22 protein-coding genes are annotated in these 23,347 nt (G+C 64.8%); 8 read left to right on the top strand and 14 right to left on the bottom strand.

Annotated elements, in window-relative coordinates:
• Nucleotides 1-129: 129 nt before the first annotated feature.
• Complete coding sequence (mtgA, locus tag XI06_RS39280; RefSeq protein WP_237891824.1) at nucleotides 130-804, bottom strand: monofunctional biosynthetic peptidoglycan transglycosylase; 675 nt, start codon at nucleotides 802-804, stop codon at nucleotides 130-132.
• A 161-nt stretch (nucleotides 805-965) separates the two neighbouring features.
• On the opposite strand from mtgA, the gene XI06_RS39275 reads away from it, so the two are divergent.
• The gene (locus XI06_RS39275; RefSeq protein ID WP_237860382.1) at nucleotides 966-1,889 is read left to right on the top strand and encodes a polyprenyl synthetase family protein; all 924 of its coding nucleotides are present in this window, start codon (nucleotides 966-968) and stop codon (nucleotides 1,887-1,889) included.
• A gap of 78 nt (nucleotides 1,890-1,967) precedes the next feature.
• The gene (locus tag XI06_RS39270) at nucleotides 1,968-2,651 is read left to right on the top strand and encodes a DUF1345 domain-containing protein (RefSeq protein WP_237860384.1); all 684 of its coding nucleotides are present in this window, start codon (nucleotides 1,968-1,970) and stop codon (nucleotides 2,649-2,651) included.
• 267 nt (nucleotides 2,652-2,918) lie between these two features.
• Here the strand turns inward: XI06_RS39270 and XI06_RS39265 are convergent, their stop codons facing one another.
• Together XI06_RS39265 and XI06_RS39260 are read right to left on the bottom strand one after the other, a co-directional pair.
• A complete protein-coding gene (locus XI06_RS39265; protein ID WP_271607766.1) occupies nucleotides 2,919-4,715 on the bottom strand; it encodes a caspase family protein in 1,797 nt (598 codons plus the stop codon).
• Between the two features lie 198 nt (nucleotides 4,716-4,913).
• Complete coding sequence (locus tag XI06_RS39260; protein ID WP_271607822.1) at nucleotides 4,914-5,342, bottom strand: GFA family protein; 429 nt, start codon at nucleotides 5,340-5,342, stop codon at nucleotides 4,914-4,916.
• A gap of 95 nt (nucleotides 5,343-5,437) precedes the next feature.
• On the opposite strand from XI06_RS39260, the gene XI06_RS39255 reads away from it, so the two are divergent.
• From XI06_RS39255 to XI06_RS39245, 3 genes are all read left to right on the top strand, one after another.
• Nucleotides 5,438-5,812 (top strand): nuclear transport factor 2 family protein, encoded by a 375-nt coding sequence (locus XI06_RS39255; RefSeq protein ID WP_237860387.1) that lies wholly within the window; start codon nucleotides 5,438-5,440, stop codon nucleotides 5,810-5,812.
• A gap of 195 nt (nucleotides 5,813-6,007) precedes the next feature.
• Complete coding sequence (gene bla, locus XI06_RS39250) at nucleotides 6,008-6,865, top strand: class A beta-lactamase (protein WP_237860388.1); 858 nt, start codon at nucleotides 6,008-6,010, stop codon at nucleotides 6,863-6,865.
• Between the two features lie 45 nt (nucleotides 6,866-6,910).
• Nucleotides 6,911-8,521: a Na+/H+ antiporter gene (locus XI06_RS39245; protein ID WP_271607765.1), complete on the top strand. Its 1,611-nt coding sequence runs from the start codon at nucleotides 6,911-6,913 to the stop codon at nucleotides 8,519-8,521.
• Between the two features lie 11 nt (nucleotides 8,522-8,532).
• Here the strand turns inward: XI06_RS39245 and XI06_RS39240 are convergent, their stop codons facing one another.
• The 5 genes from XI06_RS39240 to XI06_RS39220 form a co-directional block, all read right to left on the bottom strand.
• Nucleotides 8,533-9,330 (bottom strand): N-acetylmuramoyl-L-alanine amidase family protein, encoded by a 798-nt coding sequence (locus tag XI06_RS39240; protein ID WP_271607764.1) that lies wholly within the window; start codon nucleotides 9,328-9,330, stop codon nucleotides 8,533-8,535.
• Nucleotides 9,327-10,223 (bottom strand): TauD/TfdA dioxygenase family protein, encoded by an 897-nt coding sequence (locus XI06_RS39235; RefSeq protein ID WP_271607763.1) that lies wholly within the window; start codon nucleotides 10,221-10,223, stop codon nucleotides 9,327-9,329. The genes XI06_RS39240 and XI06_RS39235 overlap by 4 nt, the downstream gene beginning before the upstream one ends.
• A 99-nt stretch (nucleotides 10,224-10,322) precedes the next feature.
• Entirely contained in the window at nucleotides 10,323-11,600 is a 1,278-nt protein-coding gene (gene ispG / locus XI06_RS39230; RefSeq protein ID WP_237860397.1) for a flavodoxin-dependent (E)-4-hydroxy-3-methylbut-2-enyl-diphosphate synthase, read from the bottom strand.
• A 12-nt stretch (nucleotides 11,601-11,612) separates the two neighbouring features.
• Complete coding sequence (locus tag XI06_RS39225; RefSeq protein WP_237871707.1) at nucleotides 11,613-12,566, bottom strand: DMT family transporter; 954 nt, start codon at nucleotides 12,564-12,566, stop codon at nucleotides 11,613-11,615.
• 35 nt (nucleotides 12,567-12,601) lie between these two features.
• Nucleotides 12,602-13,096 (bottom strand): Fur family transcriptional regulator, encoded by a 495-nt coding sequence (locus XI06_RS39220; protein WP_237871709.1) that lies wholly within the window; start codon nucleotides 13,094-13,096, stop codon nucleotides 12,602-12,604.
• A gap of 155 nt (nucleotides 13,097-13,251) precedes the next feature.
• Here XI06_RS39220 and XI06_RS39215 point away from each other — a divergent pair, with 155 nt between their 5' ends.
• Genes XI06_RS39215 through XI06_RS39205 form a run of 3 tightly spaced genes read left to right on the top strand, consistent with a single transcriptional unit; the run spans nucleotide 13,252 to nucleotide 16,466 of the window.
• On the top strand, nucleotides 13,252-13,737 hold the full coding sequence (locus tag XI06_RS39215; protein WP_237860402.1) for a MarR family winged helix-turn-helix transcriptional regulator: 486 nt from the start codon (nucleotides 13,252-13,254) through the stop codon (nucleotides 13,735-13,737).
• Nucleotides 13,730-14,905, top strand: coding sequence for an HlyD family secretion protein (locus XI06_RS39210; protein ID WP_271607762.1), 1,176 nt, complete (start codon nucleotides 13,730-13,732; stop codon nucleotides 14,903-14,905). The genes XI06_RS39215 and XI06_RS39210 overlap by 8 nt, the downstream gene beginning before the upstream one ends.
• Before the next feature lie 4 nt (nucleotides 14,906-14,909).
• Nucleotides 14,910-16,466, top strand: a complete 1,557-nt coding sequence (locus XI06_RS39205; RefSeq protein ID WP_271607761.1) for an MDR family MFS transporter — start codon at nucleotides 14,910-14,912, stop codon at nucleotides 16,464-16,466.
• 200 nt (nucleotides 16,467-16,666) lie between these two features.
• Here XI06_RS39205 and XI06_RS39200 read toward each other — a convergent pair whose 3' ends face one another.
• From XI06_RS39200 to pcaF, 6 genes are all read right to left on the bottom strand, one after another.
• Nucleotides 16,667-17,755 carry a phosphotransferase gene (locus XI06_RS39200; protein ID WP_271607760.1) on the bottom strand — a complete coding sequence of 363 codons (1,089 nt, stop codon included), beginning with the start codon at nucleotides 17,753-17,755 and terminating at the stop codon, nucleotides 16,667-16,669.
• Nucleotides 17,756-17,804: 49 nt separating this feature from the next.
• Entirely contained in the window at nucleotides 17,805-19,496 is a 1,692-nt protein-coding gene (locus tag XI06_RS39195) for a methyl-accepting chemotaxis protein (RefSeq protein WP_237860410.1), read from the bottom strand.
• Nucleotides 19,497-19,674: 178 nt separating this feature from the next.
• A complete protein-coding gene (pcaG, locus tag XI06_RS39190; protein ID WP_271607759.1) occupies nucleotides 19,675-20,277 on the bottom strand; it encodes a protocatechuate 3,4-dioxygenase subunit alpha in 603 nt (200 codons plus the stop codon).
• A gap of 1 nt (nucleotide 20,278) precedes the next feature.
• Nucleotides 20,279-20,980 (bottom strand): protocatechuate 3,4-dioxygenase subunit beta, encoded by a 702-nt coding sequence (gene pcaH / locus XI06_RS39185; protein ID WP_271607758.1) that lies wholly within the window; start codon nucleotides 20,978-20,980, stop codon nucleotides 20,279-20,281.
• 126 nt (nucleotides 20,981-21,106) lie between these two features.
• Nucleotides 21,107-22,000, bottom strand: a complete 894-nt coding sequence (locus XI06_RS39180; RefSeq protein WP_271607757.1) for a dioxygenase family protein — start codon at nucleotides 21,998-22,000, stop codon at nucleotides 21,107-21,109.
• A gap of 71 nt (nucleotides 22,001-22,071) precedes the next feature.
• Nucleotides 22,072-23,280 carry a 3-oxoadipyl-CoA thiolase gene (gene pcaF / locus XI06_RS39175; RefSeq protein ID WP_237860419.1) on the bottom strand — a complete coding sequence of 403 codons (1,209 nt, stop codon included), beginning with the start codon at nucleotides 23,278-23,280 and terminating at the stop codon, nucleotides 22,072-22,074.
• Nucleotides 23,281-23,347 lie beyond the last annotated feature (67 nt).

Genomic DNA, 23,347 nt, shown 5'->3' with positions numbered 1-23,347 from the left:
CGCGAGGGGACGGCTCAGCACCCGCAATACGAGGCGAGCTGAATGCCGATCAAGGCCGGGCTTATAGAGGAAGGCTGGCCGTAAAGCTAGGGTTCAGGAGCGGAAAATACGCCCGAAAAGGGCCCGAAATCAGCGATTTTCCCGCCAGCAGGTCAAAAGCGACGACGCCTGCGCCCTGGCCACATAGGTCCCGGCCAGCCGCCTGACGCCCGGCCCCGGGGCCCTGGCGCTGCGTTTGACCGGATTCGGCAGGATCGAGGCCAGAAGGGCCGCCTCCCGGGGGGAGAGGTTTGCGGCCGACTTGCCGAAAGCATAGGCGCTGCCGGTCTCCGCCCCGAACTGGCCCTGGGGCCCGAGCTCGGCGATGTTCAGGTAAATTTCCAGGATCCGGTGCTTGGGCAGGACGAAATCGATCCAGAGCGCCAGCGGAAACTCCAGCGCCTTGCGGACGAAATCCCGCCCCTGCCAGAGGAACAGGTTTTTCGCCACCTGCTGGGTGATCGTGGAGGCGCCGCGGAAGGCGGTGCCGTCCTCCTGCGCATCGTTGATCGCCTCGCGCAGCGCGCCCCAATCGATGCCGTGATGCTTGCAGAAATGGGCATCCTCGGCCGCCACCACCGAGCGCGGCAGGTAAGGCGACATCTCGGCCAGATCGATCCATTCGCGATGCATCGGCGCGCCCGTCAGCGAGCGCCAGGCCATCAGCGTCGAAACCGGGTGACCGCTGCGGTAGAACGGCGCGACCACATAGGGCGCGAGAGCCACGATCGCGAGCGCTACCAGCAGGATTTTGACGATGCGCAATTCGGCCTTTCCGGCGGGAAATGAAACGCGGTCACGGATCCCGGCATTAAGTCTGTGATAATTCGGGCCTTTTCCAGCACTTTTTAGGCCTTCCAAACGATTGACTGGAACGGGCGCATAAAGGATTGTCCGCCGAATTTTTAGTTCTGGAGCCTTTCTTGATGACCGGCACGTCCCCGTCCGATTTCGCCAAGCGTCTGGACAAGACCGCTGATGACACCGAAGCCTTGCTCGGGCGTTTGCTGTCGGACGACATCCTGCACGATGAGATCGCCCGCCCCAAGCGGCTGATGGACGCCATGCGCTATTCGAGCCTCAACGGCGGCAAGCGCCTGCGGCCGTTCCTGGTGGTCGAAAGTGCGGCCGTGTTCGGCGTTCCCCGCGAGGCGGCTCTGCTCGTCGGCGCAGCTCTGGAATGCATCCATTGCTATTCGCTGATCCATGACGATCTGCCGGCGATGGACAATTCGGACCTGCGCCGCGGCCGGCCCACCCTGCACAAGCAGACCGATGACGCGACCGCGATCCTCGCCGGCGACGGCTTGCTGACGATCGCCTTCGACATCATCACCCGCGACGAGGTGCATCGCGACGCCAATGTGCGACTGCTGCTGACGCGCGCGCTGGCGCGTTGCGCGGGCATCGGCGGCATGGTCGGCGGCCAGATTCTCGACCTCGCCGGCGAAGGCCGCTTTGGCGGCAACGAGCCGATCGACGTCGCCCGTATTCAGCAGATGAAGACCGGCGCGCTGCTCCGCTATGGCTGCATCGCCGGCGCGCTGCTCGGCCAGGCTTCGGTGCAGGAATATCAGGCGCTCGACGATTACGGCCGCGCACTCGGTGAAGCCTTCCAGATCGCCGACGATCTGCTCGACGTCGAAGGCGATGCGGCCGCGCTCGGCAAGCCGGCCGGCGCCGATGCCGCGCTCGGCAAGACCACCTTCGTGACCCAGCTCGGCATCGACGGCGCCAAGCAGCGCGTGCGCGATCTGCTGGCCCGCGCCGACAGCGCCATCTCGATCTTCGGCGACCGCGCCACCGTGCTGCAAGCCGCCGCGCACTTCGTCGCCGAGCGGAAGAACTGACGATCTTCGCCTCTCCCCGCAAGCGGGGCGAGGGAGCAGACCGCCGCTGCGGCGGTAGCGAGAGAGCCATCACCGATCATGGCCACTGACAAAGAAGATCCCGTCCTCGCCCGCTTCCGCCAGATGTCGCGGCCGATGCGGCTGATCTACGCGCGACCGCGGACCTTCATCTCGCTTGCCGTCGGCGTCCTCGTCTGCCTGCTCATTCCCGGTTCGTACCGGCTGGTGACGCGGCTGCTGTTCGGCTGGGATGCGCTGATCGCGGTCTATCTCGTGCTGGTCTACACGATGATGCTGTGCAACGACCACCAGCACATCCGCCGCGGCGCCGCGATGCAGGACGACGGCCGCTTCGTCATCCTGCTGGTGACGGCGATCGGCGCGTTCGCGAGCATCGCTGCGATCGTCGCCGAGCTCGGCGTCCATCGCGGCGCCACAGAGCTGACCATCGCAATCACCACGATTGTGCTGTCCTGGGCGGCCGTACACACCACCTTCGCGCTGCACTACGCGCATGACTATTATCGCGCTCCGGTGGGCGGATTGCAGTTTCCGAGCGGCGACAAGGAAGACCACGCCGACTATTGGGACTTCGTCTATTTCTCGTTCGTGATCGGCATGACTGCGCAGGTCTCCGACGTCGGCATCACCGACAAGACCATCCGGCGCACCGCCACGGCGCATGGCATCGTGTCTTTCATCTACAACACGGCCCTGCTGGCGCTGACGGTGAACATCGCAGCGAGCGCGATCGCGAACTAAAGCGCGATGAAATTAGGTTTGGTCGGCGGTCCCGTGTTTCACCTCTCCCCAACGGGGAGAGGTCGGATTGCACAGGCGCGCAATTGCGCGCCTGTGCAATCCGGGTGAGGGGCCGCGGCGCACAGTGAGACTGTAACCCCTCACCCGGATCGCATCTTACGATGCGATCCGACCTCTCCCTGCGGGAGAGGTGACTCGAGTTCTTGGCGCGCATCGATTCATCCCAATCGCATCGCGCTTTAGCCGTCACGAACGTCTTGCGGCAGATCAGTTACAGACCTCGGCATTGGCATCATTGTGAGGGCCGCCGCCGCCGCGATAGACGAGATGGCAGCCGGGCCTGACCGGACGGCAGAGCAGATCGTTGCAAAAGATCTGACCGCCACCGCCCGTAGCGCGACCGGCGCCAGCCGCAGCGACGCCGCCGGCACCGCCGGACTGACGACGCTGCCGTGCGGGACGATCATCGCTGTCGTCGCGCTTGGCGGTTGCAGGCTTGTCAGTTGCAGGTTTGCCCGGCTTGGCGACGCGCTGCTTCTCGCATTGATTGTCGTCATTCAGCACATAGCCATCGTCGCAGACGATCTTGGTGCATTTCTCGCCATCGGCCTTGAAGCCGTGATCGCAGACCAGCGGGCAGACGCGCGACTGCTTTGACTTAACCGTATCGAGCGCATCGGTGCTCGCCACCTTCACGTCGAGCTTGGTGCCGGCATAGCGGTTGAACTGCGACAGCGACCGCTGCGAGGACGGATTCCAGACGCCGTCAGCCTGTCCGGAGAAACAGCCGACGCGGCCGAGCTCGGTCTGCACCGAGCGGCTGAGATCGGCAGGCGTCAGCGAAGCGACATTGGTCCCGGCAGGGCTTGCGGTGCTGGCCGGCGCAGCGCCCGGCGTCGCAGCGGCGAGATTGACACGCTGCTGCTCGGCGGCCGCGGCCTGCTGCTGCGCCTGCTCCTTCGCCTTCTGCGCAACGAGCTGGGCCTGCTCGGCCGCCTTCGCGTCAGCCGCCGCCTTGGCTTGCGCGTCCGTCTGCGCACCAATCGCGGCGAGACGGTCACGCTCGGCCTCGGCCTGCTTCGCCTTCTCGATTGCGGCAGCATGAACCTGCTCGGCCTGGATCTTGTCGATCTGAAGCTTGGCAAGGTTCGCGTAGAAGCCGTCCGGGTGCTGGGCCAGGAAGGCCTCCCATGCCGGCTTGTTACCGACCTGGAGCGCAAGCTCATAGTCGCGGCGCATGTCGGCCTGCGGATTGATCGCGGGCGCGGATGCGGCTGCCGGCGCGGCCTTGACCGGCACCAGCGGCACGTCCTCGCCGCCGAGCGAGCCGTAGACGAACGGCTCCTGCTTGTTGCCGGTCGCCTTGAGCACATCGTCGCGCACGAAGCCGAAGGCGCGGCGGACGTCGAGGCCCGGCGTCGTCAGATGCTTCGACAAGGCGATGGTGAAGGGGCTGTTGGCACCGTCGCCATCCTGTGCGGTGAAGCCGGCCTTGGCCGAATAGGCGATCAGCGTGTTGGTGCTGGCCGGCTCGACCTGGGCCAGACCTCGGCCGATGCCGCGCGAGGCCAGGGTGCGCTTCATGGTCTTGCCAAACGGATTGTCGCGGCAGGCATCGAGGATCACCAAACGAAGCTGCTTCGCCGGCTCGACCGCGACCAGCACGCGATCGAGCGACAGCGCCTCGTCATAGACGTCGGTGTCGCGCTCAAGCTTGGCATCGACAGGAATCAGATAGTTGGAGCCGTCGACCTCGATGCCATGGCCGGCATAGTAGACCACGGCGATGTCGGCATTGCGGGTCGCATCGGCGAAGTCGCGCAGCACGCGCCGCGTATCGAGCGCGGTCAGGTCGTGGCGGGAATCGACGACATCGAAGCCGGCATCCTTCAGCGTCTTGGCCATCACCGCACCGTCGTTGACGGGATTGGCGAGCGAGGGCGCGTTCTGATAGGCCGAGTTGGCCAGCACCAGCGCGACACGCTTTCCGGCAAAGGCAGGATCGGCGCCGAACAGCAGCACGGCGGCAAGGAGCAATGGGCAAAGCCTGAACAAATTGCGCATGACACCACTTCCAAAAAATTCGGGGTAGCTCACACCCCCGAGACAGACTTAGCAAGATCCGCCGCCTGCGCTTGTGATGGAGGTCACCAAGCCGGCGCGAGCAACCGGCCGAGGCGCCCCTTTCGTTAGTCGCGCCAGTGCGTTGGCGGTTCGCCGCCATATCCGCATAAGCCGGTATCCACTTCGCTCGAAAACCCTTTAGCCATCGCCGACGTGCCCCCGATACTGCGGCAGATTGTCCGTGATCTCGTGCCACGGCGCCTTGGAGCCCACGAAAATATGGGCACTCGGACGGATCGAGGGGGTATCGACCAGGGTTCCCATGGCGACATGGGCCCATTTTCCTTCGCGGACGCGAGAATAAAGCAACGAGCCGCAGCGGGCACAGTGCGCGTCATGGGTGGTGTCGTCGCCGTAGATGACCTTGATGTCCTCGCCCCTGACCAGGCGGAGCTGGCCGTATTCGATGCCGGCGAACGGCTTGAAGGCGGAACCGGTGGTGCGGCGGCAGTTCGAGCAGTGACAAATCAGCGCGTAGGAGAACGCATCCGCCACCTCGTAGCGCACCGCGCGGCAATAGCATTCGCCAGCAAGGATCCGAGCGTTCCGATATTGCGATCCCGTCACGATGGCGCCCTCGTGCAAATGGCAGAAGACAGCCATAGCGCAATTTGACGTGTACGACTAAATTCGTGCCCAACCATCATTCAAGGGGATGACCCATGAGCCCAAATCGGTCGAGCGTCGAAACAGTCGTGCAATCCTATTTCGACGCGCTTTACGAGGGGGATGCCGACAAGCTCGGCGATGTCTTCCACCCCTCAGCCGATCTGCGCTGGGTGGAAAAGGGCGAGCTGAAGATCCTGACCGTGCCTGACTGGCTCGCCTGGGTGCGCAAGCGCCCCTCCGCCAAGGCGGAAGGCAAGCCGCGCGAGGACTTCATCATCACCATCGACCGCTCGGACGACAAGACCGCCTTCATCAAGGTCAAATGCCAGCTGCCGCCACGGTTCTTCACGGACTATCTGGTGGCGATGAAGCTCGCCGACGGCTGGCAGATCGTATCGAAATCGTACAGGTATGATCTGAAGGAGTGAGGCGTTCGCCGGCCGTCGGATAGAAGCCGCCGTCATTACGAGCCCAACTCTCGCCACACGTCATTGCGAGCGTAGCGAAGCAATCCAGAATCCCTCCACGGAGACGCTCTGGATTGCTTCGCTACGCTCGCAATGACGGCGCGGATAGCACATACGCTAAGTCGCTCCTCTCCCCACCTGCCCCGAAAGTCCCCCATGCTTCTCGATCGCCGTTCCCTGCTCGCCTCGCTGTGCTGGATGGCCGCTGCGCCCGCCTTTGCCGCCGACGCACCGCCTGAACTCGAATCCTATGAGCGCGAGAGCGGCGGAAAGATCGGGGTCTATGCGGAGAACCTCGCGACCGGCGCCAAGCTCGCCTGGCGGGCAGACGAGCGCTTCGTGATGTGCTCGACATTCAAGGCCTCGCTCGCCGCCTGCGTGCTGGCGCGGGTCGATCGCGGCGAGGAGAAGCTCGCCACCGTGATCCCTTACGGCAAGGCCGATCTCCTGGACTACGCGCCGGTCGCAAAACAGAATCTCTCGGCCGGCGCGATGTCGGTCGCCGACATGTGCAAGGCGGCCGTCGAGCTCAGCGACAACACCTGCGCCAATCTGCTGCTCGCGCGCATCGGCGGACCAGCCGCGCTCACGGCTTTCTGGCGCTCGATCGGCGACACCACCTCGCGGCTCGACCACAACGAACCCGAGCTCAACCGCTCCCCGCCCGGCGATGTCAGGGACACCACGACGCCGGCGGCGATGGCGGGCAATCTCAAACGGCTGGTCACGGGCGAGGCACTGTCGCCCGCTTCACGCGCCCAGCTCACCGAGTGGCTGGTCGGTTGCAAGACCGGCGCGAACCGCCTGCGGGGCGGCCTGCCGGCAGCCTGGAAGATCGGCGACAAGACCGGCAACAATGGCAAGGACGCATCGGGCGATATCGCCGTCGCCTGGCCGAAAGGCGATGCGCCGATCCTGATCGCGGCCTACACCCAGGGCGGCACACCAAATGCGGCCCAGCTCGAGGCGGTGTTCGCCAGCATCGGGCGCAGAGTGGCCGAACGACTAGCGTAGACCACCCTGCATTGACCTGCTGGCCGCTTCCGGCCAAGACAGGTCATGATCGCAGCGAAATTCCAGACCTTTCTCATCCTGCTCGCGGTGCTGGCCGGCACCGCGCTGGTGGCACGGCGCTTCAACCTGGCGCCTGCCATCCTGTTGATGCTGTCGGGCGTCGGGCTTGCTTTCGTGCCGGGCATGCCGCCGGTGGAACTGCCGCCGGAACTGGTGCTGCTGATGGTGCTGCCGCCGCTGATCTACTCGGCGAGCGTGGCGATGAGCTGGCGCGAGTTCAGGACCAATCTGCGACCGATCGTGCTGCTCGCGGTCGGGGCGGTGATCTTCACTGCGGCGCTTGTTGCAGCCGCCACCCATTACGTGATCGGCCTGCCCTGGAGCATCGGCTTCCTGCTGGGCGCCATCGTTGCGCCGCCCGACGTGGTGGCGCCGCTCGCGATCGCCCGGCGCCTCAACATGCCGCGCCGGCTGCTTGTCATCCTCGAGGGCGAGGGGCTCGCCAACGACGCCACCGCGCTGATCCTGTACCGCTTCGCGCTCGCCGCGATCATGGTCGGGCAATTCTCGCTGCCGATGGCGGCGGGCGAATTCGTCCTGATTGTTGCCGGCGAGATTGCCTTCGGCATCGGCGTCGGCTGGCTTTCGCTACGGTTCCGCAAATGGTCGTGCGAGCCGCGGGTCGAGCTGACGCTGTCGCTGATCACGCCTTACGTCTCCTATTGGCTGCCGGAGCATGTCGGCGGCTCCGGCGTGATCGCCACCGTGGCCTGCGGCCTTTATGTCAGTTGGAACGGACCGTTGCTGATTTCGGCGTCGACGCGCCTGCAGGGCATCTTCTTCTGGGACCTCATCATCTACCTGATCGAGGGCCTGCTGTTCCTGCTCACCGGCTTCCAGATGCGCGCGCTCTATGAAAAGTCGAAGGCGTTCCCGCTCGACGACATCATGATCGCGACCGCGGTGGTCATGGCCATCATCGTTCTGGCGCGCTTTGCCTGGCTCTACCCCGCGACCTATCTGCCGCGGATGCTGAGCAAGTCGCTGCGCACGCGCGACCCGTCGCCGCCCTGGCAATGGCCGTTCGCGCTCGCCTTCACCGGCGTGCGCGGCGCGGTGTCGCTGGCCGCCGCGCTGGCGCTGCCATTCACGCTGCCCGGCGGCGAGGCCTTCCCCTATCGCGACCTGATCCTGTTCGTCGCCTTCGGCGTCATCTTCATCACGCTGATCGGCGTCGGCCTGACGCTGCCGCCGGTGGTGCGCTGGCTCGGCATCGCCGAAGCCGGCCGCGTCGAGCATGTCGCCGAGCACGAGGCCGAGATCTCGGCGCGGCGCCAGGCGCTCGACGCCGCGCTGAAATCGCTGGATGCATTGACCGAGGAGAAAGAGGTGTCGGACGAGGTGATGCGGCTGTTGCGCGCCCGCCACGAGATCCGCGTCAACCAGCTGCCTGACTCGCTCGATCCCGCCCATCACGACGTCTCCGCCGCCGGCACAGCGCTCACGCGCGACCTGATCGAAGCCGAGCGCAAATTCATCCATGATCTCTTGCGCGACGGGCAGATCACCGACGAGACGCGGCGCAGGATCGAGCGCGATCTGGATCTGGAAGAGGCAAGCTTGGCGAACCGGGAATATCGGGGCGCGCCGCTGTAGATTCCCGCGCGCTACCGCTTCTCGCAATACGACCGCATCGCCCTCGTCACGGCCGCTGCAATCAGCTCCCGTCGCTCCGGCGAGTTCATCGCCATCTCCTCGTCGCGGTTGATGATGGAACCGGCCTCCAGCAAGACCGCGGCGCTTCGGGTCTGCGACAGCACGACGAGCCCGTCATAGCGATAGACGCCGACATCCTTGTCGAGCAACGGATGCCGGTAATGCCCCATCAGCGGCAGGGTGTATTGGGTGGCGTATTGCAGGCCTTTCTCCTTCAACTCCCGTCCCAGCAGCTTGGCGAAGGCGAGGCTGGCGGAGAAATGCGGGTTGCGCTCCGACACGAACAGCGAATGGCCGCTGAAACGGTCGCTGAAATAGCTCTTGGCGCCGTCGAATTCCCATTCCTCGAGCATCTTGTCCGGCACGGAATCGTGGTGGACCGACAGGAAAAAATCCGCATGCGCGTCGTTCGCCGTGCCGACGCGCTTGAGCAGGCTGGCACGCGCCTTGCCGTCGGTCACGAGCACGCGGGTTGCAGCGAAACCGGCCGACTTCAAGCGCTCTCCGATCAGCCGCGTCAGATACAGGTTGAAGCCGAACTCCACGTCATTGCGCGCGCTGGTCGCGCCTTGCGATTCGGAGGTGTGCCCGACATCGAGGACGATCCGGAATTTGCGGGGATCGCATGTCTCGGGCGTTGCAGGCTTGATCTTCGCTCGCGCGGCCGCCTCGCCATGGTCAGCCGGCACGGCCACAAGCGGGATCAGCGCAACAGCAATAGCGGCGGTGATGCGCCATGAGATTTTCACACCGGCCGCTCCCCCTTCACCGTCACGCGCGTGCCCGAGCGCGTATGCGGCCAGTAGTCCCACATGGCGCGATGCTGGGTGCAGCGATTGTCCCAGAAGGCGATGGCGTTCTCGGTCCAGCGGAAGCGGCACTGGAATAGCGGGTTCTCGGCGTGCTGGTAGAGATAGGCGAGCATCGCATCGCTCTCGTCGCGCGGAATGCCGTTGATGTGCCTGGTGAAGCCGCGATTGACGTAAAGCGCCTTCCTGCCCGTCACCGGATGCGTGCGCACCACCGGATGCTCGGCGTTCGGATAGGACGGGCGATCGGCGACGCCGTAGTTCGCGTAAAGGCCGCGATAGATCGGCTCGCCGTCATGCAGCGCGGTGAGGCCGTCGAGATAGGCCTTCATGCGATCGGACAGGGCTTCATAGGCGGCATACATGTTGGCGAACAGCGTGTCGCCGCCGCGCGGCGGGCACTGCTTGATGTAGAGGATCGAGCCCATCGGCGGCTCGAGGTCGCAGGACACGTCGGAGTGCCAGCCCTCGCCGTTGGCGCGGGGCGAGTTCTTGTCGGCGTAGATCTTCATCAGCGCCGGGTCTTCATCCTCGTGTGGGGCTGCGGGATGAAAATGCAGCTCGCCGAACTTGCGGCCGAAGGCGAGATGCTGTTTCGGCGTGATGGCCTGGTCGCGGAAAAAGATGACGAGGTTTTCGGCAAGCGCGCGATGAATCTCGTCCATCTGCTGGTTGGAGCCGCTGTCGCCTTCGACCAGCTTGCCGATATCGACGCCGGAGATTTCCGCACCGATGATGGGGGTGAGCTTTTCGACCGCGATGGTCTCGTACGGCGCGCCGTCGTCAGCCGTGTGGCGGTAACGCGGACCTTGCTTGCCGGCGAGTGAGCTCATGGGTGTTGCTCCCAATCATTGTTGATTGGGAGGCATCGTAGCCCGGATGGAGCGAAGCGCAATCCGGGCTAAACGCGGGTCACATCTAGCGGAGTGGAATCACTCCGCCGCCGGCGCCTTGGCGCCCTGGCCGTAGCGCTGGTCGATATAGTCGATCACCAGCGCCTTGAAGTCGGCGGAGATGGTCGGACCGCGCAGCGTGCGGAACTTCTTGCCGTCGACGAAGACCGGCGCGGCCGGGGCTTCGCCGGTGCCGGGCAAGGAGATGCCGATATTGGCGTGCTTGGATTCGCCGGGGCCGTTGACGATGCAACCCATCACCGCGACGTTGAGCTCCTCGACGCCGGGATATTTGCTCTTCCAGCTCGGCATCTCGTCGCGGATGAAGTCCTGGATCGAGCGTGCCAGCTCCTGGAACGTGGTCGAGGTGGTGCGGCCGCAGCCGGGGCACGCGGCGACCAGCGGCACGAAGGTGCGGAAGCCCATGGTCTGGAGCAGTTCCTGGCCCACCTGCACCTCGCGGGTGCGGTCGCCGCCGGGCTCCGGCGTCAGCGAGATGCGGATGGTGTCGCCGATGCCCTGCTGCAAGAGGATGCCGAGCGCGGCCGAGGACGCCACGATGCCCTTCGAGCCCATGCCGGCTTCGGTCAGACCGAGATGGATGGCGTAGTCGGACCGGCTGGCGAGATCCTGATAGACCGCGATCAGGTCCTGCACCGCCGAAACCTTGGCGGAGAGGATGATGCGATCCTTGGGCATGCCGAGCTCTTCGGCGCGCGCGGCCGAGAGCAGCGCCGACTGCACCATCGCCTCGCGCGTCACCGCGCGCACGTCGCGCGGATTGGCGGAGGCGGCGTTCTCGTCCATCAGCTTGGTCAAGAGCTCCTGGTCGAGCGAGCCCCAATTGGCGCCGATGCGGACCGGCTTGTTGTTCTTGTTCGCGATCTCGATGATGTCGGCGAACTGCGTGTCGCGCTTGTCCTTGAAGCCGACATTGCCGGGATTGATGCGATACTTCGCCAGCGCCTCGGCGCAGGCCGGATAGGCCGCGAGCAGCTTGTGGCCGATATAATGGAAGTCGCCGATCAGCGGCGTGGTGATGCCGCGCTTGGCGAGACCATCGCGGATGTGCGGGACGGCGGCAGCGGCCTCCTCGCGGTCCACGGTGATGCGGACCATTTCGGAGCCGGCGCGCGCGAGCGCTGCGACCTGGGCGATGGTGCCGTCGATGTCGGCGGTGTCGGTGTTGGTCATCGACTGCACGACGATCGGCGCGCCGCCGCCGACGGCGACGTTGCCCACCTTCACCTGGGTGGTCTTGTGCCGGGGCGCGGGGCCCGCGAGGTCGGAATCGAGGGGGTTTTCGAGCTTGTTCATGGGGTCCAAATATCAGGTTTTGGTGACATTCAGCAATGCATCAGCTGGCGCCGCAGCGGATTGGCTGGGACGGTTAACCAGGAAAAGTCCAGCGATTACAAGGACGGCTGCCGCCCCAAAGGCCAGACTCAGGGTGTCGTGCATGATGAAATAGCTACCCACCACGCCAAACAAAGGGGTGATGAAGGTAAAAGCCGACAATTTGCTGGCCGAATAGGTCTTCACCAGCGCGAACCAAAGCGTGAACGTGGTTCCCACCACCCAGACCGCCTGGAACACCATCAGTCCGATCGAGAGCGGGCTTGGGGTGTGGGGGATGGTCTCCCCGAACAGATAGGCGGCGAGCCCGAGAATCGGGATCGACATCGCGACCTGGTAGCCGAGCGCCTTCTCCGGCGGGGCAAAGCGCAGCCGCGTCGCCTTGGCGACCAGCGTGGTCGCGGCCCAAAGCGCGCCACCGCCGACGATCATGAGATCGCCGAGCAGCACTTTGGCGTCGACATCCGGCTGCGGCACGCCGATCGCGAGCGCGACGCCGGCAAAGCTCAAGGCCAGCCCCAACCATTGCGAGCCCATCAGCCGCTCCCCCAGCACCTGATACGAACCGAGCGCGACAAAGAACGGCGCGGTGTAGAGGAACACGACCGCGCGCGAAGCTGGCGTGAAGCGCAGACCTTCATAGATCAGCACGAATTCGACGCCGAACATCAAGCCGGCAAACAGACCTGCCGCGAGCGTGCCGTCGCGCTCGAAGAACCTTACCCCGCGCAAGCTGCCGATGATGAACAGCACCGGCAGCGCCCCCATCGAGCGGATGGTCGCCTGCAACATCGGCGGGATGTCGGGGATGACGAGCTTCACCGCGATCTGGTTGAAGCCCCAGGTCAGGCACAGCATCAGCATCAGGGCGATGGCGCCGGCACTGAGAGGGCGGCCGGCGGACGGGATGGCTTGAGGTGAGGACATGTCTTCCTGGAATCCGGCTTTGCGCCGTTGTTGCTTTAGGACGTTTTCTGACAATGGGTGCAGACGCCCGCGATCTCCACCACAGACAGTTTTGGTGCAAAGCCTGACGCGCGCGCCGCGGCGTTGAGCTCCCTGGCGAACGACCCTGACGGGATCTCGCCGACCAGACCGCAGCGCTCGCAGATCAGGAACGCCACCGCCGAGGTCGCGTCATGATCGTGCGCGGCGCAGGCGAGATAGGCGTTGCGGCTCTCGATGCGGTGCACGAGGCCGTTCGCCATCAGGAAATCGAGAGCGCGGTAGACCGTGATCGGCGCCGGCCGCGGCATCGATTTGGCGAGCTCGTCGATCACTTCATAGGCGCCGAGCGGGCGATGGCTGGAGAGCAAGGCCCCCAGCACCTGGCGGCGGATCGGCGTGAATTTCTGCGCGCGCTGCTCGCAAACCGCTTCCGCATGCGCCAGCGCATCCGCGGTGCAGCGTCCGTGATCATGGTCGGGCGTCGGAAAGGTGGGCTTTGCGAGGGTCATTCGGCCCGCTTCTAGCATTTCGGCCGGGGAACCCAAAGCACGACCGGCGCAGCGGCGGTCAGCCATGCTTTTGCTGCGGGACAGCACCGCGTTAACCCGCCATGAAATAATCATAAGCTTGCTTATTATATCCAAGCTTATTGGAGACCAAGCTCATGACCCGCGGGTCGTCTGTCGACCAGAATTTCCTGTTCACGCTCGGCGAGCTGTACCGGCTGTTGCGCGTCTATGCCGACAAGGAGGCCTCGCGCTTCGGCATCACCCGCGCGCAATGGGCTGTCTTGGCCAAGGTCGAGCGTAGCGAGGGCATGAAGCAGTCGGAACTCGCCGAGCTGCTGGAGATGCAGCCGATCACGCTGACGCGGCTGATCGACAAGCTCTGCGACAGCGACTGGATCGAGCGCCGCAGCGACGCCAGCGACCGCCGCGTCAAGCGCCTCTATCTCAAGAAGGCCGGCCGTGCACTGCTCGGCAAGATGAGCGGCCTGAAATCGGAGCTCACGGCGAACGCGCTCGACGGCATCAGCCCGGCGGACGCCCACCGCCTCCTCACCCAACTCGAAACCATCAAAGAAAACGTGCGAACTGCGATTCAGACCTCTGGCGCGGAACAAGCACGTAAGGAGCAGCGCTATGGCTGATCAGGTTCTCAAATTCCAGCCGGAGCAAAAGATCGACAGCGGCAAGCCGACCAAGAAGGCCGGCACCGACTCGCGCCGCCGCTTCGTCGCGGGCTTGCGCCGCCATCGCCGCTTCCTGCTGATGGTGGTGCTGCCGATCGTGGCCGTCATCGCCGGCCTGACCTTCTATCTCAATGGCGGCCGCTACGTCGGCACCGACGACGCCTATGTCGGCGCCCAGAAAGTGCTGGTGACGCCCGACATCTCCGGCAAGATCCAGAAGGTCGTCGTGAAGGAGGGACAGTCGGTCAAGAAGGGCGACGAGCTGTTCGAGATCGATCCCGTGCCGTTCCGCCTCGCAGCGGAAGAAGCCAAGGCGCAAGTCGCCCAGGCGCAGACGACCTATGACAATCTCATCGCCAACATCAAGATCTACGGCGACATGCTCGATCTCGCCCAGCAGGGCGTCGACCTGAAGCAGCGCGACGTCGAGCGCAAGCAGGCGCTGGTGAAGAACAGCTTTGGCTCGCAGCTCGACCTCGACAACGCCTCGAACGCGATGGTCACCGCAGGCGCGCAGGCGCAATTCATCAAGCAGCAGCTCTCCAACGCCAAGACGCAATTGCTCGGCAATCCCAAACTGCCGCTGGAGGAATTCCCGCCTTACGTCCAGGCCAAGGCCAAGCTCGACGACGCCCAGCGCAATCTCGATCACACCGTGCTGCGCGCGCCGATGGACGGCATCGCGACCCAGGTCGAGCAGATCCAGCTTGGCCGCTATGTCGCCGCCGGAACGGCGGTGTTCTCCATCGTCGACATCGCCCATCCCTGGGTCGATGCCAACCCGAAGGAGAGCGACCTCACCTACGTCACCGAGGGACAGCCCGTCACGCTCGAGGTCGACGCGTTCCCGAACCACGTCTTCAAGGGCAAGATCGGCTCGCTGTCGCCCGGCACCGGCGCGCAATTCGCGATCCTGCCGCCGCAGAACGCCACCGGCAATTTCGTCAAGGTGGTGCAGCGCGTGCCTGTCAGGATCTATTTCGACGAGAGCGACAAATACGTGAAGAAGCTGAAGGCCGGCATGAGCGTCTATGCCACCATCGACACCGGTCATCAGCGCTCGCTCGCCGGCCTGCTCGGCCTGTCGGCGACCGCAAGCCAAGATAAAGACCAGGACAAGGACTGATCCGATGGCGGAGTCCAATCCCGCCCTGATGGTCCCCGGCCTGCGCCGGAACATGGTGACGATCTGCGCCATGACGGCGACCATCATGCAGGCGCTGGACACCACCATTGCCAACGTCGCCCTGCCCTACATGCAGGGCACGCTGTCGGCCTCGCAGGACCAGATCAACTGGGTGTTGACCTCCTACATCGTCGCCGCCGCGATCATGACGGCACCGGTGGGCTGGATCTCCAACCGCTTCGGCCGCAAGCGCATCTTCATCATCTGCGCTGCTGGCTTCACCTTTGCTTCCGTGCTCTGCGGCCTTGCACAGGACATCAACCAGATGGTGCTGTTCCGCCTGCTGCAGGGCGTGTTTGGCGCCGCACTGGTGCCGCTGTCGCAGTCGGTCATGCTCGACTATTACACGCTCCAGGAACGCGCCAAGGCGATGTCGATCTGGGGCATGGGCGTGATGATGGGGCCGATCATGGGCCCGTCGCTCGGTGCCTGGTTGACCGAAACCTATTCCTGGCACTGGGTGTTCTTCGTCAATCTGCCGTTCGGTGCAATCACCGTGTTCGGACTGATGGTCTTCATGGATGAGACCAAGAAGGACCTCGGCCTCAAATTCGACTGGTTCGGCTTCGGCGCGCTGGCGATCGCGATCGGCGCGCTTCAGCTCGCGCTCGACCGCGGCGAGCAGCTCGACTGGTTCGAATCGGTCGAGATCGTGACCGAGTTCGTCATCTCGGGCGTCGCGTTCTATTACTTCTTCGCCCACTCCTTCACGACCTCGCGTCCGTTCATCCAGTTCGCGCTGTTCAAAGACCGCAACTTCCTCACTGGCTGCATCTTCATGACGGTGATGGGCCTGGTGCTGTATTCGACCATGGCGCTGGCCTCGCCGTATCTCCAAAACGTCATCGGCTATCCCATCATGACCGCCGGCGGTCTCTTGGCGAGCCGGGGCTTCGGCACCTTCTTCGCCATGATGATGGTCGGCCGCATCATGAAGTACATCGAGGCGCGCACCCTGATCATCTGCGGCCTGACGCTGACGGCGGCCTCGCTGTTCCAGATGACCGGCTGGACCGACCAGACCCAGGTGCCGGAGATCGTCATCGTCAGCGTGATGCAGGGCTTCGGCTTCGGCCTCGTCTTCGTGCCGCTCTCGACGGTGTCGTTCCTGACGCTGCCGAACCATTTGCGCACCGACGGCACCTCGATGCTGACGCTCTTGCGCAACGTCGCAAGCTCGGTCGGCATCTCCATCGTCATCGCGCAGCTGACGCAGGGCACGCGCAGGACCTATGCGATCCTCTCGGAGCATATCAACCCGTTCAACCACGCGCTCCAGATGCCCGACGTGCGCGGCCTGATCAACCTCTCCACCGACGCCGGCCGCGCCATGGCCGACCGCATGGTCAGCGTGCAGGCGCAGATCATCGCCTTTTCGCACGACTATATGCTGGTGATGATCTTCATCCTCTGCACCATCCCGCTGGCGCTGATGATCGGCTCAACCAGGGCCACGCTGCGCAAGCAGGCGGCCGGGCCGGAACATGCGGTGATGGAGTAGGAGCATCTGTCATGCCCCGGCCTGCCGCCTTCGCTGAAGCTTCGGCGTGCCGAGCGCCCGTGTGGGCCTCGGCGTAGCCTTGGCGGAGCCGGAACCGGGGCATCCGGTACGCCGCGGCTTTTCCGCATCCCACAGACGTCTCTGGAATACTGGGTCGCCCGGTCAAGCCGGGCGACGACAGCGAGTGCGTAGCGCGCTCCCTACAACAACTCCTCACACCCCAGATCCTCGACCGCCATCATGATCCGCTCCAGATGATGCCACCAGATCCCTGGCGGGATGTTGATGGCCCATTGCCAGACCGGCTTGGTGATGTGCCAGAGCACCGACAGGCGGTAGTCACGATCGAGCGCGCCGCGCGTGTAGCCGGTGATGCCGCTTGCGAGCAGTGTCTCGTGATAGAGATTGAGGAGCGGACGCTCCAGGGCCTGCCGGCGCTCCGGAAACCAATGCAGCGCCATCATGTAGGCGAGGTCGTTGGTCGGGACATTGACGCCCCACAGGTCGAAATCGAAGATGCGCACGGTGTCAGCGACGCCGACGCGCGGCAGAAAGAAATTCCAGGTGTGAGCATCGCCGTGGGTGATGCTGAGGTTACGACGCGAATGGTAACGCTCGGATAGCCGGGCCGACTGGTCGATCAGGCGACGATAAAGGAGCCGGCGCTCCTCGCTGAGGCGATCGCCGAGCATATCGGCGAAACGGTCGTAATGACCGGCAAAGGTCTCCAAATGCTGCGCGCTGTCGTCCGGGCTCGCCCAGGTGCCGATGGTGTGGCCGAGATCGGGATGGTCCCACCAGGCCGCATGCCAGCGTGCAAGCGTAGCGACGATCGCGAATGTCTGCTCGCGCGACGGCGGCAGCGGCCATTGGGTCACGATCTCGTGGCTGTCGGTGAGATCTTCGAGCAGGAGATGCCAGGTCTCGCCCAGCTCGTCGAAACGTCCGTCGAAGCAGCGCGGCACCAGCCCTCGCGGCATGTTCGGTGCGAGCCTGGTGTAGAAGGCCACCTCATGCCGGCCGCCATCGGCGAGCGTCTTGGCAAAATCGGCATGTGGCGTCTTCAGGATCAGGGATTGCGGCGCGCCGGCTGATTCGCCGACATAGCGCAGGCCGATCCGGGCGATGTGCGACACCACGGTGTCGCGCTCATGCAGCACCGTCACCTCGCGCACGGCGCCGGCGTCCAGCGCGCCGGCCTTGCGCAATGCGGCCGTGAGGTAACCGGGTTCAGCGACCGCCGGCAGTTGTGGAGGTGTCATAGCCCTGATGCCCCTGCCCCGTGCCATACTGCACGATCACGCCCCCACGCGCCAGCGGCCGAGTTGGTGTCGGACGTTAAGCCGCTGCGGTCGAGTCTCGCACGGTGCGGACCACAACCGATCGCAGCGATTCCAGATTGGCCGCCATGCCCGCGATGGCCTGCCTGACCTCCGTGGCGCGGTCGTTCACGGACGCGGCGTCGCGGCTGACATTGGCGATCTTGGCAGAGACCTCCTTCGCGGCAGACGCCGATTCGGAGATCGAACGGGCGATCTCTCGCGTCGCGGCATCCTGCTCTTCCATCGCGGCGGCGACCGAGGTCGCCACGCCGTCGATCTCGACGATGTGGCCACCCATGGTCTCGACGGCATCGACCGCGGCCTGCGTCGAGGTCTGGATCTCCGCGATCAGGCGCCCGATCTCCTCGGTGGATTTCGCAGTCTGGTCGGACAGGGATTTCACTTCGGCCGCGACGACCGCAAAACCGCGGCCTGCCTCGCCGGCACGCGCCGCCTCGATCGTGGCGTTGAGCGCGAGCAGATTGGTCTGGCCGGCGATGCCGCCGATCAGGTCGGAGACCTCGGCGATCTTTTTCACTGCGCCCGCCAGCGCCTGGATGGTCGAGCGCGCCTGCTCGCGGCCTGCGACCGCCGACTTGGTGACAGTCGAGGTGCGTCCGACCTGCGTTGCGATCTCCCGGATCGAGGCACTCAGCTCTTCGGCGGCGGCCGAAACGGTCTGCGAACTGCCGAGGGCCTGGGTGGAGGCGGCGGCGACGGCCTGCGATTCCGAAGACAGGGATCGCGCGATCTCGGAAAGGCTCACGGCAGCCCGCTCCACGCCCTGCGTCGCAGAGCTCGCGGTATCGACGGAACGGCCGGTCTCGCGCTCGACGGTCTCGGCCATCTGGTGCAGGGCACTGCGCTTGGCCAGCGCCGCTTCCTGTTCCTTCTGCAATTGCTCCTCGCGCAGGCGCGAATTCTCGATCGCTCCCTGCTTGAACACCTGGAGTGCGCCGGCCATCGAGCCGACCTCGTCCTGACGTTGCGCGAAAGGGATGTCGGCGGCGAGATCTCCGGTCGCAAGCTTCTGCATCGTGTCCGTCATGCGCACGATCGGACGCACCACGCCGAACGCGACGCCGAGCAGACCGGCGGCAATGAAGGCGAGCACGGCCGCGGAGACGCCAAGCAGAATATAGAGCATCGCGCTGTCGCGCTCGGCGGCCAGCTTCTCCATGTCGGCGTTCTGCTTGTTGGCGCTGTCGACGATGCTGTCGATGACGGCGCGATGCGCGGTGTAGGCGGCCTTGAGCTGCGCATAGGCGCGTTCGGACGCAGCCGCGTCCTTGGCCTTGAGCGCCGGCAGGAGCTGATCGGACAACAGCTTCCAGAATTTCTGCACCTCGGCGTCGGACTTGGACACCAGGGCCGTCTTCAGGTCAGCCGCGAGGCTGGACGCGGTCCAATAGGCCTTGCGCTCGTCATAATCCTTGCGGAGCTGGACCAGACGTTCGCCATGGGCTGCCAGTTGGTCCGGCTCACGCATGGCGAGCGTGGCTTCGAGATAGGCCTCGATGACATATTCCGGCGGCGGCAGGATGTCGGCGATCAAATCGTTGCCGAGCTTGATGTCGGAGTAGAGCGGACCACCGACCTTGAGCTCGCGTAGCGCATAGAGGCTGGTGGAGACGACCGCCGTGAAGCCGATGGCCAGAACAATGCCAAATGCAATGATTGCTGAAGACAGCGAAAGACGAATTTTCATGAAACAATCCGATAGCCAGCGCCAAATCAACGCGAAGCCTAAAGGATTGCGGTAAACACGGACTTTCTTCGCGCGGAAATTGCGTCGCGATCACCCCGGGAAAATACGGGGAATGCGATACGGCAATCGATCCTTTGACGTCTGCCGGCGACCTGATGTCGCCGGCATGCGCTTGGCTTCACACGTCGAAGAACACCGTCTCGTTGTCGCCCTGCAGGCGCAGGTCGAGCTTGTAGACCGCCTTGCCCGCGTCACGCACCGCAATCAGCGTGGCGCGGCGGTCGGCTGGAACCAGCGCCAGCACGGGATCGGCTGTATTGCCGGCCTCGTCGCCGAAATAGATGCGGGTATAGAGATGCCGCAGCATGCCGCGCGCGAACACCGCCAGGACGAGATGTGGTGCCTGCGGCTTGCCGTCGGCATCGGGCACCGTGCCCGGCTTGATGGTGTCGAAGGAATAATTGCCTTCCTTGTCGGTGCCGCAGCGGGCGAAGCCGCGGAAGCTGGCGTTCGGCGGCGCGCGCTTGTCCTGCGGATCGGCGTAGCGCCCCTGCGCATCCGCCTGCCAGATCTCCAGCATGGCGTCGGGCACGGTGGCACCGTCGCCGTCGAGCACGCGGCCCTCGATGCGGACGCGATCGCCGGAGACGTCAGGCGTCAGCGTCGAATTGGTGAAGGCGTCGTTCCAGGCGTAATCGCCTGTCGGCGTCAGGCCGTATTTGAAGAACGGGCCGACGGTCTGCGACGGCGTAATCCCATCGGGCTTCACAGAATCCTGCACGTTAGTGGTTCTCCATGGGGGTGGCGTTCTTGCCGCGCAGCACGATGTCGAAGCGGTAGCACAGCGCCCATTCGGGCTTGGTATTCTCGAGGTCAAACGACGAGACCATGCGCATCCGCGCCTTCTCGTCCGGCACCGAATTGAAGATCGGATCGAACGGGAACAGCGGATCTCCCGGAAAATACATCTGCGTCACCAGGCGGCTGACGAAGGAATGACCGAACACCGAAAGATGAATGTGCGCGGGGCGCCAGGCATTGTGATGATTGCCCCAGGGATACGCGCCGGGCTTGATGCTGACGAAGCGGTAATAACCGGCGGCATCGCTCACGGTGCGGCCCGCGCCGGTGAAATTGGGATCGAGCGGCGCCGGATGCTGATCGCGGACATGGACGTAGCGGCCGCAGGCGTTGGCCTGCCAGATCTCGACCAGCGTGTTGGGCACGCCGCGGCCATCCTCGTCGCGGACATGACCATGCACGATGATGCGCTCGCCGAGCGGCTCGCCCTTGTGCTGGGTGGTGAGATCGTTGTCGCCTTCGCGCACGGTCTCGTGGCCGTAGACCGGGCCGGTCAGTTCCGACAGCGTGTGGCGCATCGGGATCAACGGCTTGTTCGGCGCGCGCTTGATCGAGCTCTTGTACTCGGGCGACAGCGGCAGCGGATGCGCCGTGTTGCTGTCTGTGGGATAAATGAACGTCATTGGCGAACTCCTCCCCGGCCATTTCGGTTCGGCCGGACCAAATTTGCGCCAATCATTATAGAATATAACTAATCTAGGGAAGCGGCTTTCGCACCCCTTTCGCGCCCGGCATTCGGCACGAGCGCCCTATTTGATCGGCGCACGCGGCAGCACGGCCTCCCCGGCCTCGAGCCGGTAGGTGTGATCGAGCGAATACCAGGGGGTCGAAACGTCACGCGCGGTCGGATGCGGCGCCTCGTGGCGCACGAACTTGCCGATCAACGCTTGTGTCACGCCGAACTGCACGTCGCTGTCGATATGGGGATCGCTGGGATCGTAGACCTGCGAGATCAGCACCTTGAAGCCGGGCTTGAAGATCAGGGCATGCAGATGCGCCGGACGATAGGGATGCCGGCTCTGCGCTTCCAGAAGGCGACCGACCACGCCATTGGTCGGAATGGGATAGCCTGTCATCATCACCGAGCGAAAGGCGAAGCGCCCGTCTGCATCTGTCGTGAACTTGCCGCGCAGGTTCATGTCGGCTTGCTCGGGGTCCTGGTTCTCGTACAGCCCAACCGGCGAGGCGTGCCAGACATCGACTTCCGCGCCGGCGACGGGGCGACCGTCCTTGTCGACGACACGGCCATTGACGAACAGCGGCGCGCCCGGAGTCTCGGAGCGGACGATCGATCCGCCATTCTCCACCCGTGGCGAGTTCAGCCGCCAGAACGGCCCGAGCAGCGACTGATCGGTTTCCGTATTGCCTTGATCGCCATTATTGAGCAGGCAGACCAGCGGCGAGACCCCGAGCGAGCCCGCCATCAGCACGACTTCGTTATGCGTGTCGGTGGTCAGCTTGCCGAGTTCGGCGATGATTGCGGTCGCGTCGCGAAATTCCTTCTCGGTCAAGCGCACGTCACGGACAAAGCCGTGCAGATGCTTGACCAGCGAGACCATGATCTGCCGCATCCGCGGATCGGACGTTCGCTCCATCACCGCCAGTGCCGCGGCCGTGACGTCCTGCTCGCGCTCGATGATCATGGAACGATCCTCTCATCTCCCGAGGACTCTTCGCCTCTCCCCGCTTGCGGGGAGAGGGAGAGGACAGAGTCTTAGTTCACCTTCTCGATCGCGACGGCCACGCCCTGGCCGACGCCGACGCACATGGTGGCGAGCGCGAGCTTGCCGCCGCGCTTTTCCATGCCGTGCACGGCGGTGAGCGCGAGGCGCGCGCCGCTCATGCCGAGGGGATGGCCGAGCGCGATGGCGCCGCCATGCGGATTGACGTAGTCGGCATCGTCGGCGACGCCGAGCTGGCGCATGCAGGCGATGCCCTGCGAGGCGAAAGCCTCGTTCAGCTCGATCAGGTCGAAATCGGTGATCTTCTTGCCGAGCCGCTCCATCAGCCTGCGGGTCGCCGGCACCGGGCCGATGCCCATGATGCGCGGCGGCACGCCGGCCGAGGCAAGGCCGAGGATGCGCGCGCGGGGCGTCAGGCCGTGCTTCTTCACAGCGGCTTCGGACGCAAGGATCATCGCGGCGGCGCCGTCATTGACGCCGGAGGCATTGCCGGCGGTCACCGTGCCGGGGTTGCGCACGATCGGCTTCAGTTTTGCCAAACCTTCCAGCGTGGTCTCGGGACGCGGATGCTCGTCCTTGTCGACCGTGATCGGACCGGCTTTGCCGCCAGGAATGGTGATGGGCGTGATTTCTTCCGCAAAATAGCCGGCGGCGATCGCTTTGCCGGCGCGCTGCTGCGAGCGGATGGCGAAGGCATCCTGGTCGGCGCGCGAGACCTGGAATTCCTCGGCGACGTTCTCGCCGGTCTCCGGCATCGCGTCGACGCCATACTGCGCCTTGAGCAGCGGGTTGATGAAGCGCCAGCCGATGGTGGTGTCGAAGATCTCGGCCGAACGCGAGAACGCTTCCTGCGCCTTGCCCATCACGAAGGGCGCGCGGGTCATGGATTCGACGCCGCCGGCAATGGCAAGCTCGATCTCGCCGGAGCGGATGGCACGGCCGGCCGCACCGACCGCATCGAGGCCGGAGGCGCAGAGCCGGTTCAGGGTCTGGCCGGGAACCGAGTCGGGGAGCCCCGCCAGCAGCAGCGCCATGCGCGCGACGTTGCGGTTGTCCTCGCCGGCCTGGTTGGCGCAGCCAAAGAAGACTTCGTCCACCTGCGCCCAGTCGAGATTGGGGTGCTTGGCCATCAGCGCCTTGATGGGAGCGGCGGCGAGGTCGTCAGCACGCACCTTGGCCAGCGAGCCGCCGAAACGGCCGATCGGGGTCCGCACGGCATCGCAGATAAAGACGTCACGCATCGTTGTTCTCCCTGAATGCCGCGGTTCGGCGGAAATTCTTCAATGTCGGCGGAGTTTTAGGAGGGCG

The organism is Bradyrhizobium sp. CCBAU 11434, assembly GCF_028128895.1.
GTDB lineage: Bacteria > Pseudomonadota > Alphaproteobacteria > Rhizobiales > Xanthobacteraceae > Bradyrhizobium > Bradyrhizobium zhengyangense.
Note: the sequence above shows the minus strand (reverse complement) of the source record. Positions and strands in the feature narration are given on the sequence as shown.

Excerpts from the sequence above, each read along its gene's own strand:
- pcaH (WP_271607758.1), bottom strand. The coding sequence starts at position 20,980 with ATGACGTTCATTTATCCCACAGACAGCAACACGGCGCATCCGCTGCCG.
- XI06_RS39225 (WP_237871707.1), bottom strand. The coding sequence starts at position 12,566 with ATGTCCTCACCTCAAGCCATCCCGTCCGCCGGCCGCCCTCTCAGTGCC.
- bla (WP_237860388.1), top strand. The coding sequence starts at position 6,008 with ATGCTTCTCGATCGCCGTTCCCTGCTCGCCTCGCTGTGCTGGATGGCC.
- XI06_RS39200 (WP_271607760.1), bottom strand. The coding sequence starts at position 17,755 with ATGGCACGGGGCAGGGGCATCAGGGCTATGACACCTCCACAACTGCCG.
- ispG (WP_237860397.1), bottom strand. The coding sequence starts at position 11,600 with ATGAACAAGCTCGAAAACCCCCTCGATTCCGACCTCGCGGGCCCCGCG.
- XI06_RS39205 (WP_271607761.1), top strand. The coding sequence starts at position 14,910 with ATGGCGGAGTCCAATCCCGCCCTGATGGTCCCCGGCCTGCGCCGGAAC.
- XI06_RS39180 (WP_271607757.1), bottom strand. The coding sequence starts at position 22,000 with ATGATCATCGAGCGCGAGCAGGACGTCACGGCCGCGGCACTGGCGGTG.
- pcaF (WP_237860419.1), bottom strand. The coding sequence starts at position 23,280 with ATGCGTGACGTCTTTATCTGCGATGCCGTGCGGACCCCGATCGGCCGT.
- XI06_RS39255 (WP_237860387.1), top strand. The coding sequence starts at position 5,438 with ATGAGCCCAAATCGGTCGAGCGTCGAAACAGTCGTGCAATCCTATTTC.
- XI06_RS39275 (WP_237860382.1), top strand. The coding sequence starts at position 966 with ATGACCGGCACGTCCCCGTCCGATTTCGCCAAGCGTCTGGACAAGACC.
- XI06_RS39195 (WP_237860410.1), bottom strand. The coding sequence starts at position 19,496 with ATGAAAATTCGTCTTTCGCTGTCTTCAGCAATCATTGCATTTGGCATT.
- XI06_RS39245 (WP_271607765.1), top strand. The coding sequence starts at position 6,911 with ATGATCGCAGCGAAATTCCAGACCTTTCTCATCCTGCTCGCGGTGCTG.
- XI06_RS39220 (WP_237871709.1), bottom strand. The coding sequence starts at position 13,096 with ATGACCCTCGCAAAGCCCACCTTTCCGACGCCCGACCATGATCACGGA.
- XI06_RS39210 (WP_271607762.1), top strand. The coding sequence starts at position 13,730 with ATGGCTGATCAGGTTCTCAAATTCCAGCCGGAGCAAAAGATCGACAGC.
- XI06_RS39270 (WP_237860384.1), top strand. The coding sequence starts at position 1,968 with ATGGCCACTGACAAAGAAGATCCCGTCCTCGCCCGCTTCCGCCAGATG.
- XI06_RS39215 (WP_237860402.1), top strand. The coding sequence starts at position 13,252 with ATGACCCGCGGGTCGTCTGTCGACCAGAATTTCCTGTTCACGCTCGGC.
- XI06_RS39235 (WP_271607763.1), bottom strand. The coding sequence starts at position 10,223 with ATGAGCTCACTCGCCGGCAAGCAAGGTCCGCGTTACCGCCACACGGCT.
- XI06_RS39265 (WP_271607766.1), bottom strand. The coding sequence starts at position 4,715 with ATGCGCAATTTGTTCAGGCTTTGCCCATTGCTCCTTGCCGCCGTGCTG.